The organism is Acidiphilium sp. PM, assembly GCF_000219295.1.
Taxonomy (GTDB): Bacteria; Pseudomonadota; Alphaproteobacteria; order Acetobacterales; family Acetobacteraceae; genus Acidiphilium; species Acidiphilium multivorum.
Map to the genome: position 1 here is coordinate 1 of NZ_AFPR01000159.1, position 14,023 is coordinate 14,023.

General features: G+C 67.9%; 14 protein-coding genes. 3 read left to right on the forward strand and 11 right to left on the reverse strand.

Going from position 1 to position 14,023, the window contains the following annotated elements:
* From APM_RS07680 to ilvD, 3 genes are all read left to right on the forward strand, one after another.
* Positions 1-326: MMPL family transporter (locus tag APM_RS07680; RefSeq protein ID WP_007422793.1), on the forward strand; the 326-nt coding region annotated here is incomplete at its 5' end.
* On the forward strand, positions 323-529 hold the full coding sequence (locus APM_RS07685) for a ribbon-helix-helix domain-containing protein (RefSeq protein WP_007422794.1): 207 nt from the start codon (positions 323-325) through the stop codon (positions 527-529). The genes APM_RS07680 and APM_RS07685, both read left to right, overlap by 4 nt.
* Positions 530-590: 61 nt before the next feature.
* Positions 591-2,444 (forward strand): dihydroxy-acid dehydratase, encoded by a 1,854-nt coding sequence (ilvD, locus tag APM_RS07690; protein WP_007422795.1) that lies wholly within the window; start codon positions 591-593, stop codon positions 2,442-2,444.
* 116 nt (positions 2,445-2,560) lie between these two features.
* Here the strand turns inward: ilvD and APM_RS07695 are convergent, their stop codons facing one another.
* From APM_RS07695 to APM_RS07745, 11 genes are all read right to left on the reverse strand, one after another.
* Positions 2,561-3,778, reverse strand: coding sequence for a YbfB/YjiJ family MFS transporter (locus APM_RS07695; protein WP_007422796.1), 1,218 nt, complete (start codon positions 3,776-3,778; stop codon positions 2,561-2,563).
* Between the two features lie 167 nt (positions 3,779-3,945).
* Positions 3,946-4,656 carry an ABC transporter ATP-binding protein gene (locus tag APM_RS07700; protein WP_007422797.1) on the reverse strand — a complete coding sequence of 237 codons (711 nt, stop codon included), beginning with the start codon at positions 4,654-4,656 and terminating at the stop codon, positions 3,946-3,948.
* A complete protein-coding gene (locus APM_RS07705) occupies positions 4,653-5,417 on the reverse strand; it encodes an ABC transporter ATP-binding protein (RefSeq protein ID WP_007422798.1) in 765 nt (254 codons plus the stop codon). Before APM_RS07705 ends, APM_RS07700 begins: the two co-directional genes overlap by 4 nt.
* Positions 5,414-6,400: a branched-chain amino acid ABC transporter permease gene (locus APM_RS07710; RefSeq protein WP_007422799.1), complete on the reverse strand. Its 987-nt coding sequence runs from the start codon at positions 6,398-6,400 to the stop codon at positions 5,414-5,416. Before APM_RS07710 ends, APM_RS07705 begins: the two co-directional genes overlap by 4 nt.
* Positions 6,397-7,266, reverse strand: coding sequence for a branched-chain amino acid ABC transporter permease (locus APM_RS07715; RefSeq protein ID WP_007422800.1), 870 nt, complete (start codon positions 7,264-7,266; stop codon positions 6,397-6,399). The genes APM_RS07710 and APM_RS07715 overlap by 4 nt, the downstream gene beginning before the upstream one ends.
* 121 nt (positions 7,267-7,387) lie before the next feature.
* The gene (locus APM_RS07720) at positions 7,388-8,641 is read right to left on the reverse strand and encodes an ABC transporter substrate-binding protein (RefSeq protein ID WP_011941954.1); all 1,254 of its coding nucleotides are present in this window, start codon (positions 8,639-8,641) and stop codon (positions 7,388-7,390) included.
* A gap of 207 nt (positions 8,642-8,848) precedes the next feature.
* Positions 8,849-9,553, reverse strand: coding sequence for a tRNA (guanosine(46)-N(7))-methyltransferase TrmB (locus tag APM_RS07725; protein WP_007422802.1), 705 nt, complete (start codon positions 9,551-9,553; stop codon positions 8,849-8,851).
* On the reverse strand, positions 9,543-10,730 hold the full coding sequence (metK, locus tag APM_RS07730) for a methionine adenosyltransferase (protein WP_007422803.1): 1,188 nt from the start codon (positions 10,728-10,730) through the stop codon (positions 9,543-9,545). The genes APM_RS07725 and metK overlap by 11 nt, the downstream gene beginning before the upstream one ends.
* 121 nt (positions 10,731-10,851) lie before the next feature.
* Positions 10,852-11,595, reverse strand: coding sequence for a 4-hydroxy-tetrahydrodipicolinate reductase (dapB, locus tag APM_RS07735; protein ID WP_007422804.1), 744 nt, complete (start codon positions 11,593-11,595; stop codon positions 10,852-10,854).
* Between the two features lie 60 nt (positions 11,596-11,655).
* Complete coding sequence (locus tag APM_RS07740; RefSeq protein ID WP_007422806.1) at positions 11,656-12,129, reverse strand: GNAT family N-acetyltransferase; 474 nt, start codon at positions 12,127-12,129, stop codon at positions 11,656-11,658.
* A 2-nt stretch (positions 12,130-12,131) separates the two neighbouring features.
* Positions 12,132-13,766 carry an electron transfer flavoprotein-ubiquinone oxidoreductase gene (locus APM_RS07745; RefSeq protein ID WP_013639649.1) on the reverse strand — a complete coding sequence of 545 codons (1,635 nt, stop codon included), beginning with the start codon at positions 13,764-13,766 and terminating at the stop codon, positions 12,132-12,134.
* Positions 13,767-14,023: the final 257 nt, after the last annotated feature.

Here is a 14,023-nt window from a genome sequence, read left to right on the forward strand (position 1 = left end):
CGCTGTTCGCCCATCTCGCCGGGCTGCAGCTGAACTATGCGAACATCATCGCGCTGCCGCTGCTGCTCGGCGTCGGCGTCTCGTTCAACGTGTATTTCGTGATGAACTGGCGCGACGGGATGAAGCACCTGCTGGGCTCGGCCACGGCGCGGGCCGTGCTGTTCTCGGCGTTGACCACCGGCACCGCCTTCGGCTCGCTCGCCGCCTCGCAGGACCGCGGCACGGCGAGCCTCGGCGCGCTGCTGCTGCTCAGCCTGCTGGCCGTGCTGATCGCCACCTTCGTGTTCCTGCCGGCCCTGCTCTACGTGCTGCCGCGGCGGGAATGAACCTCGAGAAGCGCAGCCTGTCGCTCTCCGGGCACCGCACCAGCGTGGCGCTGGAGCCGGAATTCTGGACGGTGCTGGAGGCGGCGGCGGCGCGGCGCGGCGTGGCGCTGGGCACGCTGGTCGGCGAGGTGGACGCCGCGCGCGACCCGGACCGCCCGCTCGCCTCGGCGCTGCGGGTGTTCGCCCTGACCGGCGCAGGGTAGCGCGGCACCGGTCCTGACCCTATAGTAACCGGCAAAATTGCCAGACTGGAAACGAGACACCATGCCCCAATACCGTTCCCGCACCTCCACCCACGGCCGCAACATGGCGGGCGCCCGCGCGCTGTGGCGCGCGACCGGCATGGGCGATGCGGATTTCGGCAAGCCGATCATCGCCATCGCCAATTCCTTCACCCAGTTCGTGCCGGGCCATGTGCACCTGAAGGATCTCGGCCAGCTCGTCGCCCGCGAGATCGAGGCGGCCGGCGGGGTGGCGAAGGAATTCAACACCATCGCCGTCGATGACGGCATCGCCATGGGTCATGGCGGCATGCTGTATTCGCTGCCCTCGCGCGAGTTGATCGCCGATGCGGTGGAATACATGGTCAACGCCCATTGCGCCGACGCGCTGGTCTGCATTTCCAACTGCGACAAGATCACGCCGGGCATGCTGATGGCGGCGATGCGGCTGAACATCCCGACCATCTTCGTCTCGGGCGGGCCGATGGAGGCGGGCAAATACATCGCCGATGGCGAGACCAGGGCCGCCGACCTGATCACCGCCATGGTCGTCGCCGCCGACCCGACCAAGACCGACGAGCAGGCCGCGGTGATGGAACGCTCCGCCTGCCCCACCTGCGGCTCGTGCTCGGGCATGTTCACCGCCAATTCGATGAACTGCCTGACCGAGGCGCTCGGCCTCGCCCTGCCGGGCAACGGCTCGCTGCTCGCCACCCATGCCGACCGCAAGCGGCTGTTCGTCGAGGCGGGATGGCAGATCGTCGATCTCGCCCGGCGCTATTACGAGCAGGACGACGAGGGCGTGCTGCCGCGCCGGATCGGCGGGTTCAAGGCGTTCGAGAACGCGATGTCGCTCGATATCGCGATGGGCGGGTCGACCAACACGGTGCTGCACCTGCTGGCCGCGGCACGCGAGGCGGAACTCGACTTCACCATGGCGGACATCGACCGGCTGTCGCGCCGGGTGCCCAATCTCTGCAAGGTCTCGCCCTCGGTCAGCAATGTCCACATGGAGGACGTGCACCGCGCCGGCGGCATCATGGGCATTCTCGGCGCGCTCGACCGCGCCGGGCTGATCCATCGCGACTGCGCCACGGTGCACGAGAAGACGATCGGCGAGGCGATCGACCGCTGGGACGTGATGCGCGGCGGCGAGACGGCGAAGACGCTCTACAGCGCCGCCCCCGGCGGGGTGCGGACGACGGAGGCGTTCAGCCAGAGCCGGCGCTACGAGAGCCTCGATCTCGACCGCGAGAAGGGCGTCATCCGCGACGCCGAGCACGCGTTCAGCAAGGATGGCGGGCTCGCCGTGCTGTATGGCAACATCGCGCTCGACGGCGCGATCGTGAAGACGGCCGGCGTCGATGCGTCGATCCTCGTCTTCGAGGGGCCGGCGCGGATCTTCGAGAGCCAGGAAGACGCGGTCGCCGGCATTCTCGGCGACAGGGTGAAGGCGGGCGACGTGGTGCTGATCCGCTACGAGGGGCCGAAAGGCGGGCCGGGGATGCAGGAGATGCTGTATCCGACCTCGTACCTGAAATCGAAGGGCCTCGGCAAATCCTGCGCGCTGATCACCGACGGGCGGTTCTCCGGCGGCACGGCGGGGCTGTCGATCGGGCATATCTCGCCGGAAGCGGCGCAGGGCGGGGCGATCGGGCTGGTCGAGGAGGGCGACATCATCGCCATCGACATCCCGAACCGCAAGCTCGACGTGAAGCTCGACGAGGCGACGCTGGAAGCGCGGCGCGCGGCGATGGAGGCGAAGGGCAAGGCGGCGTGGAAACCGGCCGCGCGCGAGCGCGTGGTCTCCGCCGCGCTGCAGGCCTATGCGGCGCTGACCACGAGTGCGGCCAACGGCGCGGTGCGCGACGTGACGCAGGTGCAGCGCGGGCGCTAGAGCATCATCCGATCAGATGGAGTCATCTGATCGGATAAAGATGCTCTGTTTATCAATGTGGTAGAGCACTACATCCGATCCGAAAGGATCGGAAAGTGCTCTAAGGATCGTATGGATCAGGCGGCGGCTTCGGCTGCCGCCTGGGTGCGCCGGCGCGGGAGCAGCAGCAGGCAGGCCATGCCGGTGACCATCACCGCGGCGGCCATCCACAGCGCGCCGTCGTAGCTGCCGGTGAGCGCGGCGATATAGCCGGAGACGGCGGGCGCGATGATCTGCGCGGCGCCGAAGCTGATCGTCATCCGCGCCATCGCCTTCGAGGGATTGCGCGGGTAGAGCCGGCCGATGATCGTCAGCGTCATGCTGGTGATGCCGTTGAACGAACATCCGTAGAGGGCGGCACCGACCAGCGAGAGGGCGACGCCGCGCGTGGTCGCGCCGATCGCGATGCTGAGCGTGAGCAGGGCGAAGGCGGCGAGCAGCGCCCTGATGTCGCCGGTGCGGCGCGCGACGCGGTCCCAGAGCGGAGCGGTCGGGATCGCGCCGAGACCGACCACGACCCAGACCAGGTTCCCCATGCCGCGCAGCGCCGGCAGATGCGCCACCAGGGCGACGATGAAGGTGGCGCTGACGACATAGCCGACGCCGGCGCAGAAATAGGCGGCGACGAACAGCGCCATCCAGCGGGCGACCGGCGGCGTGTCCGCCAGGGCGGCGGGGCCGGCGGCATCGGCTTGCGGGGGCATCGGCATCCAGATCCAGGCGGGGATCAGGAAGACGATGCCGAACAGGCCGGAGGCGATCCACTCGCCGGCCCAGTCGAGCCGGAAGGCCATCGCCATCGGCAGCAGGCCGGAGACGACGATGCCGAGGCCGAGGCCGCCGAAGGGCACGCCGAGTTCGAGCCGCCTGCCGTGATGGCGCAGCCAGGCAAGCATCAGCCCGGTGCCGAGCAGCAGCGCGCCCACCGCCGTCATTCCGGCGAAGAAACGCAGCACCGCCCAGGCGACGAGGCTGGTGGTCAGGCCCATCGCCGCCGTGGTGATGACGGCGATGACCAGCAGGGCGCGGTAGAACAGGAAACGGGTGCGCAGGTCGCTGATCGCGGCGATCAGCAGCGTGCCCGTCATGTAGCCGGCGTAGTTGATGGTGGCGAGCCAGCCGCCGCCGGTGACGGAGAGATGCGCCTGCTCCTGCATCACCGGCAGCAGCGGCGTGTAGAGGAAGCGGGCGAGGCCGACGGTGAGGACCATGCTGGCGATGCCCGCCGCCATGACCTTCGCGGCCTCGCGGTCGGTCGCGGTCGTGGCGGTGGGAGGGGCGGCGATCGATGACATGGCAGGCCTCATGACTGACCTGCCATGCTTAGATGAACGGCGCGCAGCCGCCAATCGCCACAGCGTCAGCCCGTGTGGCTGACGCCAATCGACACAACGTCAGCCCGTGTGGCTGACGCCAATCGACACAATGTCAGCCCGTGTGGCTGACGCCAATCGACACAACGTCAGCCGGCGTGGCTGACGCCGGCGAGGTGTTCCATCCGTTCCGTGTCCGCACCGAGTTCGGCGGCGGAGCCGTCATAGACGACCTCGCCGTCGGAGAGCACATAGGCGCGGTCGGCGAGTTGCAGGGCCAGATGCGCGTTCTGCTCGACCAGCAGGATCGACATCCCCTCCCCCTTCATCCGCCCGATCGTGCGCATGACTTCCTGAACGATGACCGGCGCGAGCCCCTGCGAGGGTTCGTCGAGGATCAGGAACTTCGGGTTGAGCAGCAGCGCGCGGGCGATGGCCAGCATTTCCTGCTCGCCGCCCGAAAGTCGGCCGCCCTTGCTCGTCTTGCGTTCCTCAAGGCGCGGGAAGAGCTTGTAGATCGTCTCGATCGTCCACGGCCCCTTGGTCTCGGGGGGAACGAGCAGGTTCTCGTGCACCGTCATGTGCCCAAAGATCTTGCGGCCCTCGGGAACGTAGCCGACGCCGGCATTGGCGATGCGATGGGAAGCCGCCCTGGTCACATCCTTGCCGAAGAGCTTGATGTTGCCATCGCGGGGCGGGGTGAGGCCCATGACGCTGCGCATGGTGGTGGTCTTGCCGGCGCCGTTGCGGCCGAGCAGGGCGATCAGCTCGCCCTGGTTCACCTTCAGCGAGACGCCGTGCAGGATATGGCTCTTGCCGTAATAGGTCTGCAGGCCCTCGGCTTCGAGAACGGCACTCATGCGGCGGTCTCCTCGACGGCGGTTCCGAGATAGGCGCTCTGGACGCGGGGGTTGGCGGAGATTTCCGCCGCGGTGCCCTCGGCGAGGAAGGTGCCGTTGTCGAGCACGGTGATGCGGTCGGCGATGCCGAACACGATCGCCATGTCGTGCTCGACGAACAGCATGGTGATGCCCTGGTCCTTGTTGAGCCGGCGGATCAGGTCGGTCATGTGGTGGGTTTCCTCATCCCCCATGCCGGCGGTCGGCTCGTCGAGCAGGAGCAGGCGCGGATGGCGCGACAAGGCGATGCCGATTTCCACCACGCGCTGGTCGCCATGCGACATCTCGCCGACGATGCGGTCCGCCTTGTCGGCGATGCGGGTGACCTGGAGCAGCTCGTCCACCTTTTCATCGACCTTCGCGCGCGTCGCCCGCGAGATCCAGGGGCGGAGCTGCAGGCCCATCGCCGTTTCCACCGCGACGCGGACATTCTCGTAGACCGAGAGCGAAAGGAAGACCTGGGTGATCTGGAAGGTGCGGATGATGCCGCGGCGGACCAGCTCGTTCGGGCTGACCGCGGTGATCGGCTGGCCGTCGAAGATGATCTGCCCCTCGGTGGGCGGGAAGAAGCCGCTGATCAGGTTGAACAGCGTGGTCTTGCCCGCGCCGTTCGGGCCGATGACGGCGCGCAGCTCGCCCGGCTCGACCGCGAGCGAGATGTCCTTCAGCGCCTGCAGCGCGCCGAAGCGGCGGCCGACATGTTCGAGTTTCAGAAGGCTCACGACCGCGCCCTCCCCTTGATGAAGCCGAGCAGGCCCTGCGGGAAGAACAGCACCGACAGGACGAAGATCAGGCCGATATAGGTCATCCAGTTCTGGGTCACGCTGGAGAGGTAGTCCTGCGCGACGATGTAGATCACGGCGCCGAGGAACGGTCCCCAGAAGCTGCGCATCCCGCCGAGCACGCAGATGACGACGAAGGAGCCGGAGAGCTGCCACTGCAGGTCGTCCGGCGAGGCGAAGGCGGTCAGCATCGCGTTCAGGCTGCCGGCGAGTGCGGTGATGAAGGCCGAGATCGCGAAGGCGACCCAGACCTGCTTGTCCACCGCGACGCCGAGGAAGCGCAGCCGGGTGGTGTTCTCGCGCGTGGCGACGAAGGCATGGCCCATCGGCGAGCGGAGGATCTGCCAGACGACGAGCATGACCACCGCGAAAAGCGCCAGCACGACATAATAGAAGCGCGCCGGGCCGAGATTGATGGTTTCACCGCCGAGATGCAGCGGCACGCGGGAGAAGCCGGTCAGCCCGTCCTCGCCGCCGGTGACGGTGTTCCAGCGCACGGCGAGGAAGTAGAACATCTGGCCGAAGGCGATGGTGATCATCGAGAAGTAGATGCCCTTGCGCTTCATCACCATCGGGCCGACCAGGATGCCGCCGATGCCGCCGAGCAGCGTGCCGGCGATGAGGGCGAGCGGCATCGAGGGAATGACATGGATGATGAACAGGCCGGTGCCGTAGGCGCCGAGGCCGAAATAGGCCGCATGGCCGAAGGACAGGCCGCCGGTGTAGCCGAGCAGCAGGTTCAGCCCGGTCGCGGCCATCGCGTAGATCAGCACGCGCGAGGCGAGATCGGTGAAGCCGCCGACGGCCGGCAGCCAGATCGGCACGAACAGCAGGGCGAGCCAGATGATCGCCGCGGAGATCTCGCGTCCGCCGATCGAGGGCGCGGGCCGCGTGGCCGGCTTGGTGTCGAGTGCAGTGCTCATTCGAACAGACCTTCCTGGCCGAGCAGGCCGCGGGGGCGGATGACCAGGACCACCGCCATGATGACGTAGATGACGACTTCCTGCGCGACCGGATAGAAGGCCGCGGTGAGGCCGGAGGCCATGCCGATGATGAGCCCGCCGAGCACGCTGCCCATCAGGCTGCCGACGCCACCGACGATGATGGCGACGAAGGCGGGCATGATCAGCGAATCACCGATCGTCGGCGACAGGCCGAGCTGGCCGGCGGCGAGGATGCCGGCCACGCCGGCAAGGAAGATGCCGATGCCGAAATTCGCCGCGCGGAGGAAGAAGATGTTCACGCCGAGAGAGGAGATGGTTTCGAGATCGGCATTGCCGGCGCGGATGCGGATGCCGATGCGGCTGAACCGCAGCACCGCGAACAGCGCGCCGGTGACCAGCACGGTGATCAGGATGACCACGATGCGGAAGCCGGTGAGAAAGAACATCGAGGAGCTGAGCGGCGAGTTGAGGTAGTTCGGCAGGGCGAAGGGCTGCCCGATCGAGCCCCAGATGGTGCGGATCATGTCCTGCATGATCATCGCGAGGCCGAAGGTCAGCAACAGCGAGAACAGCGGATCGCGCCCGTAGAGCGGGCGGATCAGCACCCGTTCGGTCACGACGCCGACCACCACCGCCAGCAGCGGAGCGACGATCAGCCCGCCCCAGAAGCCGATATAGGGTTCGAGGGTGAAGGCGAGATAGCCGCCGAGCGCCATGAAGGTGCCATGGGCGAAATTGATGACGCCGTTCAGGCCGAGGATCAGCGACAGTCCCAGCGCCATGAGCGCATAGAAGATGCCGACCACCAACCCGTTGAAGGCGCTGTAGACAAGCAGAGTTTCCACGGATCTTACTTCATATCTGGCGCCCGCGGGCGCGGCTGGAGACGAGGTCGCGCGGCGGATGCGGCGAACGGGCCCACGGCTTTCGCCGTGGACCGGTCCAGTCCGCCACGCGGGCGGGGCTTCAGCTCGGGTACGTCATCTTGCAGCCAGCGGCCTCCGGCGACAGGGCGATCTTCTCGCTCGGCACCACTTCGGCCACCTTGAACAGGTTCGGGTAGCTCGCGTCCTTGGGGACGTAGCCGGGGAACATGTTCGCCATCATCTGATGGTCCCCGGCGCGGTAGTAAACCTTGCCCGGCTGCAGTGCCACATCCGGCGGCAGTTCCATGCCCTCGAGGGCCTTCACCACCTTCAGCGAGTCGAGCGACTTGGCATTGTTCGCGGCCATCGCGATGGCGTGGGCGGTGGCATAGCCGAACCAGGTTCGCGCCGTCGGCACCTTGCCGCCGGTGCGCTTCTTCACCGCCGTCACGAAATCGGCGACATGCGGAACGCCGGGCTGGTTCCAGTACCACTCGAAGGTCCACCAGCCGAGGAGAGCGGCCTTCGGCAGCGCCTGGAGCACTTCCATTTCCTGCAGCGCGCCGGCGATCGCCATCTGCTTGTCGAGGCCGAACTGCACGGCCTGCTTCAGCAGGTTCACGAGGTCGTCGCCCGCCTGCAGGCAGATCAGCACGTCCGGCTTCGCGGCGCGGGCGCGGATCAGGTAGGAGGAGAAGTCGGTGGTGCCCAGCGGCGCGAGCGCGTGGCCCGCGGCCTGGCCGCCCGCCTTCTTCAGCTGGATCATGTAGTCCTTGTAGAGGGCGTGACCGAAGGCATAGTCGGGCACGATGAAGAACCACTTCTTGCCGAACTTCTTGAAGAGCGTCTCGAAGTCGCCGGCGGTGAGCATCCAGGTGGTCGAGCAGGTGCGGAACGTGGTCCAGTGGCACTTGCTGCCGGTCACGTCATCCGCGTGGCCGCCGGTGTCGACGAACAGCATCTCGTGCTGAAGGGCGAACTGGCTGAGCGATTCGGACGCGGCCGAATTCACCGTGCCCATCAGGAAGTTCACCTTGTCCTCGGCGACGAGCTTCTGCGCCTTGCTGACGGCAGGCCCGGGCAGGCTGTTGTCGTCCTCGACGAGAAGCTGGACGGGCCGGCCGAGAATGCCGCCCTTCTTGTTGATCTCGTCGACCGCCATGGTGGCGCCGATGATCTCGTTGTGACCCGCAGGCGCGTAGACGCCGGTGCGCGGGTCGATCATGCCGATCTTGACCGGCGTTTCGCTGGCGCCCCAGCTGACTTGCGGGAGGACAAGGCTGGACACGCCGGCGGCGGCGCCAGCCTTCAGCAGCCCGCGACGCTTGAACGATGCAGAGTTCTCGAAATCCATTTGGATCATTTCCCCTTCCGTACTTGTGGCCGCTTCACACGACGCATTCGGCCCAGCGATCAGGCGCGGTCCGCATTCTACTAACACGAGGATCTTACGGTGTGCTGACCCCGGTTATATCGTGGCAACCGCACGTCACATTCCGGTTTTATCCTGCATACCTGATCTGTCAACAGCCCGGAGGTCGTAAAACGTCGAATTGACAGGCTATTTTACAACAAATGTCCAGTAGTGCGGCTGGCGCCCTGCCTTGATGGCCTTGGCTTCATATCGGGTCGGCGGCCAGTCCGGGGGGCGAATTCCGGATTTACTTAACAAAAAAAATGCCTCTGCGTTAGAAAATACTTCCTCAACCCATTGTTGATAGGTCGGGTCGTCGCTGGCGATCCGCCACAGCCCGCCCGGCCGGAGCACGCGGGCGACCTCGGCGAGGATCGCCGGATGGACGAACCGCCGCTTCGCGTGGCGCGCCTTCGGCCAGGGATCGGGGAACATCAGGAACAGGCGCGAGACCGATCCCGCCGGCAGGGTGCGCAGCAGGGCGCGGGCGTCGTCGTCGTGCACGCGCAGGTTGGGCGGGATTGTCGGCTCGACACCCTCGGGGGCGAGGCGCGAGAGCAGCGAGGCGATGCAGTTGACGAACACCTCGCAGGCGACAAGGCCGATTTCGGGATTGGCCGCGGCGATCGCCTCGGCATGCTCGAACCCGCCGGCGCCGACCTCGAGCCAGAGTTCCTTCGGCGCGATGGCGAAGTTCCGCTCCGGCCAGCGCAGGCGCGGCAGCAACGTCTCGATCAGCTCCTCCTGGCGGGCCCGCAGCGCGTGGCCGCGGGCGCGGCCATAGAGCCGGTCGGGCGGCGGCTTCAGCGCCTTGCCGCCCGCCGTCTCCTCAACCGTCTCCTCAGCGGCCAAACGCGGCCTTCAGCGCCGGCGCGAGGTCGGTCTTCTCCCAGGTGAAGGTGCCCAGCCGGTCGTCCGGCTCGCGGCCGAAATGGCCGTAGGCGGAGGTCGGCACGTAGATCGGCCGGTTGAGGTGCAGATGCTCGCGGATGCCGCGCGGGGTGAGGTTCACCAGTTCGCGCAGCACGGTTTCGAGCCTGGCGTGATCGACGTCCCGCTCGGTGCCGTGCATGTCGACATAGACCGAAAGCGGGTGGGAGACGCCGATCGCGTAGCTGACCTGGATGGTGCAGCGGGTGGCGAGGCCGGCGGCGACCACGTTCTTCGCGAGGTAGCGGCACATGTAGGCGGCGGAACGGTCGACCTTGGTCGGGTCCTTGCCGGAGAAGGCGCCGCCGCCATGCGGGGCCGCGCCGCCATAGGTGTCGACGATGATCTTGCGCCCGGTCAGGCCGCAATCGCCGTCCGGCCCGCCGATGACGAACTTGCCCGTCGGGTTCACGTAAAACTGATCGTCCGGGCACATCCAGCCATCGGGCAGCAGCTCGGTGACGAGCGGGCGGAGCATCGCCTTGATCTCGTCCTGGCTCATCCCGTCCTCGTGCTGGGTCGAGACCACGATCGAGGTGGTGCCGACCGGCTTGCCATCGGCATAGCGCAGGGTGACCTGGCTCTTGGCGTCCGGCAGCAGGCCGGCGGCGCGGGCATCGCCGATCTTGCGCAGCTCGGTCATGCGGCGGAGGATCAGGTGGGCGTAATAGATCGGCGCCGGCATCAGCGCGTCGGTCTCGGAGCAGGCATAGCCGAACATGATGCCCTGGTCGCCCGCGCCCTCGTCCTTGTTGCCGGCGGCGTCGACGCCGGCGGCGATGTCGGCCGACTGCTCGTGCAGCAGCACGTCGATCTTCGCGTCGCGCCAGGAGAAGCCTTCCTGCTCGTAGCCGATGTCATGCACGGCGAGGCGGGCGAGATGGGCGAGATATTCGCGGGTGATGGTCGAGGGGCCGCGGGTTTCGCCGGCGAGCACGATGCGGTTGGTCGTCACCAGCGTTTCGCAGGCGACGCGCGCATAGGGATCCGCCGCCAGGAAGGCGTCGAGCACCGTGTCCGAAATCCGGTCGGCAACCTTGTCGGGGTGGCCCTCGGAGACCGATTCCGAGGTGAACAGGTAGTCACCTTTGTCGCGCATGGATTTCTCCTCTTGTCGCGAAGACGTCGTGCCCGGGCCGGGCGGCGGCGCCGGCCGAATGCCGGAGCGTGCCGGGGCATGGCGCAATCGCGCCCGGGGGTCAAGACAAGGGGCGGCGCGGCTACAGGCCGAGCAGGTCGCGCATGCCGTAGCGCCCGGGCGCGCGGCCGGCCAGCCACAGCGCGGCGCGGACCGCGCCTTCGGCGAAAATCCGCCGGTCGAGCGCGTGGTGGGTGAGCGTGATCTGCTCGACGGCGCTGGTGAAGATCGCGCTGTGGCTGCCGACGATCTGCCCGCCGCGCAGGGCGGCAAAGCCGATGGCGCCGGTCTCGCGCTTGCCGGTATGGCCATCGCGCCCGGAGTCCTTCACCGCCGCAAGGTCGACGCCCCTGCCCCGCGCCACCGCAGCACCGATCGCCAGCGCGGTGCCCGAGGGCGCGTCGATCTTCTGGCGGTGGTGCATCTCGAGGATTTCGGCATCGTGGGTCTCGGCGGCGAGCGTGGCGCCGAGGCGCTCGGCCAGCGCGATCACCAGGTTCACGCCCGGCGCGAAATTCGCCGCCTGAAAAACCGGAATCCGCGCGGCGGCATCGGCGATGTCGGCCTCGGCGGCCGGATCGAATCCGGTGGTGCCGAGCACCCAGGGCGTGCCGGCTCCGGCGAGGATGCCGGCATGGCGGCTGACCGTGGCGGCCAGGGTGAAGTCGATCACCACATCGCTCTCGCGCGCGAGGGCGGCGATGTCACCGTCGCGGCCGATGCCGCCGGCCAGCGTGGCGCCGGCCAGCGGCACGGCCTCGGCCAGCAGCTTGCCCATCCGGCCGGTGATGCCGGCAATGCCGATCCGCAGGTCTGCTCCGTTCATGGCGTCTGCCTATCGGGCCAATGGCGGGATTTTGCAAATCGGCGGCACGGGTCGGGCCGGTCAGGGACGATCGAGGGTCTTGGCCATGTCCACCAGCGTCCAGCCGGCGCGGTGCGGGTGCGGGCGGCGGCCGGTCTCGCGAAACCCGTGCGCCAGGTAGATGGCGATGTTCCGCGTCATGCGGGCGTTGGTATAGAGCCGGAGTTCGCGCCGCCCCGCGCCGCGCGCGCGGGTCTCGGCAAAGCGCAGCAGCGCGCCGGCAAGGCCCCTGCCCTGCGACGGCGGATCGACCGCGACGCTGAACACCAGCGCATGGTCATCGTGCAGTTCGAGGCTGACGAGGCCGACCGGATCATGCGCGATCTCGGCGAGGAAGGTTTCGCCGCGGGCGATCCTGGCGGCGTGATCGTCGGTCATCGGCACGGGCGGCGCGCCGAATTCGGCGACATACGGCCCGTAGGCCGCCGCGGTGATCCGCGCCACGGCGGCAAGGTCGGCCTCGCCGGCGGCGCGGATGGAGCACGCCGCCTCCATGCTCACATCCCGCCCGGATAGGCCGGGCCGCCGGCGCCCTCGGGCACCACCCAGTTGATGTTCTGCGTCGGGTCCTTGATGTCGCAGGTCTTGCAGTGCACGCAGTTCTGCGCGTTGATCTGCAGCTTCGGATCGCCCGCCTCGGCGCCGACGATCTCGTAGACACCGGCCGGGCAGTAGCGCGTCTCCGGGCTGCGGTATTCGGCCCAGTTCACCGAAATCGCCTTCGCCGGGTCGAGCAGCGTGAGATGCGCCGGCTGGTTTTCCTCGTGATTGGTGTTGGAGATGAAGACCGAACTCAGCCGGTCGAAGGTGAGCGCGCCATCGGGCTTCGGATAGGCGATGGGGGTTGCATCGCGGGCGGGCTTCAGCGCGGTGTTGTCGGCGTGGTTGCGCAGCGTCCAGGGCGACTTGCCGCGGGTGACGTAGGTTTCGAACGCGGCGTTGATCAGCCCGCCCCACATGCCGAATTTCGCGAAGCCGGGGCGGATGTTGCGCACCGCCTGAAGCTCGGGCCAGAGCCAGGAGGCGCGCACCTTCTCGGGGAAGGCGTCGAGTGTCGCGGGGCGGCTGCCGGACAGCGCCTCGGCGATCGCCTCGGCGGCGAGCATGCCGGATTTCATCGCGGTGTGGGTGCCCTTGATCTTGGGCACGTTGAGGAACCCCGCCTCGCAGCCGACCAGCACGCCGCCGGGAAAGGCGAGCCGGGGGATCGACTGGAACCCGCCCTCGTTCAGCGCCCGAGCGCCGTAGGAGATGCGCTTCGCGCCCTCGAAATAGGGGCGGATCGCCTTGTGGGTCTTGAAGCGCTGCATCTCCTCGAAGGGCGAGAGATAGGGGTTCTCGTAGTCGAGTCCGATGACGAACCCGTAGGCCATCAGGTTGCCGCCCAGATGGTAGAGGAACGAGCCGCCATAGGTTTTGGTATCGAGCGGCCAGCCGATCGTGTGCATGACCATGCCGGGATTGTGGCGCTCCGCCGGCACCTCCCAGAGTTCCTTGATGCCGATGCCGTAGGTCTGCGGATCGACCCCGTCGCGCAGGCCGAAGCGGGACATCAGCTGCTTGCCGAGCGAGCCGCGGCAGCCCTCGGCGAACACCGTATATGTTGCGCGCAGTTCCATCCCGCGCTGGTATTGCGCGGTGGGCTGGCCGTCCTTGCCGATCCCCATGTCGCCGGTGGCGATGCCGGCGACGCGGCCCTCCTCGACCAGCAGCTCCGCCGCGGCGAAGCCGGGATAGATCTCGACGCCGAGCTCCTCCGCCTTCGCGCCCAGGAAGCGGACCACATTGCCGAGGCTGACGACGAAATTGCCGTGATTGTTCATCTGCGGCGGCGTCGGCATGCGGTGGCTGCCGGTTTCGGTGAGGAACAGGAAACGGTCCTCGCCCGCCTTCGCCGAGAACTCGATCGCGCCGATATCGGCGTCGGGCAGCAGTTCGGTCATCGCGCGCGGCTCCAGCACGCAGCCGGAGAGAATATGCGCGCCGACCTCGCCGCCTTTTTCGACGACGCAGACCGAAAGCTCGGCGTTGATCTGTTTCAGCCTGATCGCCGCCGACAGGCCGGCCGGGCCGGCGCCGACCACGACGACGTCGAATTCCATGGATTCCCGGGGCGGCACTGTGTCTGACATACGATTCCTCCTGCGCTTCGATTAACGTATAGGGAAGCTCGCGGCATTGCGCAAAACCCGGCCCCGGGCGCAAATCGGACCATGAACGCTCAAGGCGGAGAGATGACGGGAGACAGCCGCGCCGCCCTGCTCGCCGCCCTGGCGCTGCAGGCCGAATGGGGCGCGGACGAGGCGCTGCTGGAAACGCCGCCCGACCGCGCGGCGGCATCGCCGCAACACCGCCCGGCCTCGCCCGCTCCGGCCGCTCCGGCCGGGCC

Bases quoted from the DNA above. Each gene is read 5' to 3' on its own strand.
- APM_RS07710 (WP_007422799.1), bottom strand. From the start codon at position 6,400: ATGAGCACTGCACTCGACACCAAGCCGGCCACGCGGCCCGCGCCCTCG.
- APM_RS07700 (WP_007422797.1), bottom strand. From the start codon at position 4,656: ATGAGTGCCGTTCTCGAAGCCGAGGGCCTGCAGACCTATTACGGCAAG.
- APM_RS07695 (WP_007422796.1), bottom strand. From the start codon at position 3,778: ATGTCATCGATCGCCGCCCCTCCCACCGCCACGACCGCGACCGACCGC.
- APM_RS07745 (WP_013639649.1), bottom strand. From the start codon at position 13,766: ATGTCAGACACAGTGCCGCCCCGGGAATCCATGGAATTCGACGTCGTC.
- APM_RS07720 (WP_011941954.1), bottom strand. From the start codon at position 8,641: ATGGATTTCGAGAACTCTGCATCGTTCAAGCGTCGCGGGCTGCTGAAG.
- ilvD (WP_007422795.1), top strand. From the start codon at position 591: ATGCCCCAATACCGTTCCCGCACCTCCACCCACGGCCGCAACATGGCG.
- dapB (WP_007422804.1), bottom strand. From the start codon at position 11,595: ATGAACGGAGCAGACCTGCGGATCGGCATTGCCGGCATCACCGGCCGG.
- APM_RS07740 (WP_007422806.1), bottom strand. From the start codon at position 12,129: ATGGAGGCGGCGTGCTCCATCCGCGCCGCCGGCGAGGCCGACCTTGCC.
- APM_RS07685 (WP_007422794.1), top strand. From the start codon at position 323: ATGAACCTCGAGAAGCGCAGCCTGTCGCTCTCCGGGCACCGCACCAGC.
- metK (WP_007422803.1), bottom strand. From the start codon at position 10,730: ATGCGCGACAAAGGTGACTACCTGTTCACCTCGGAATCGGTCTCCGAG.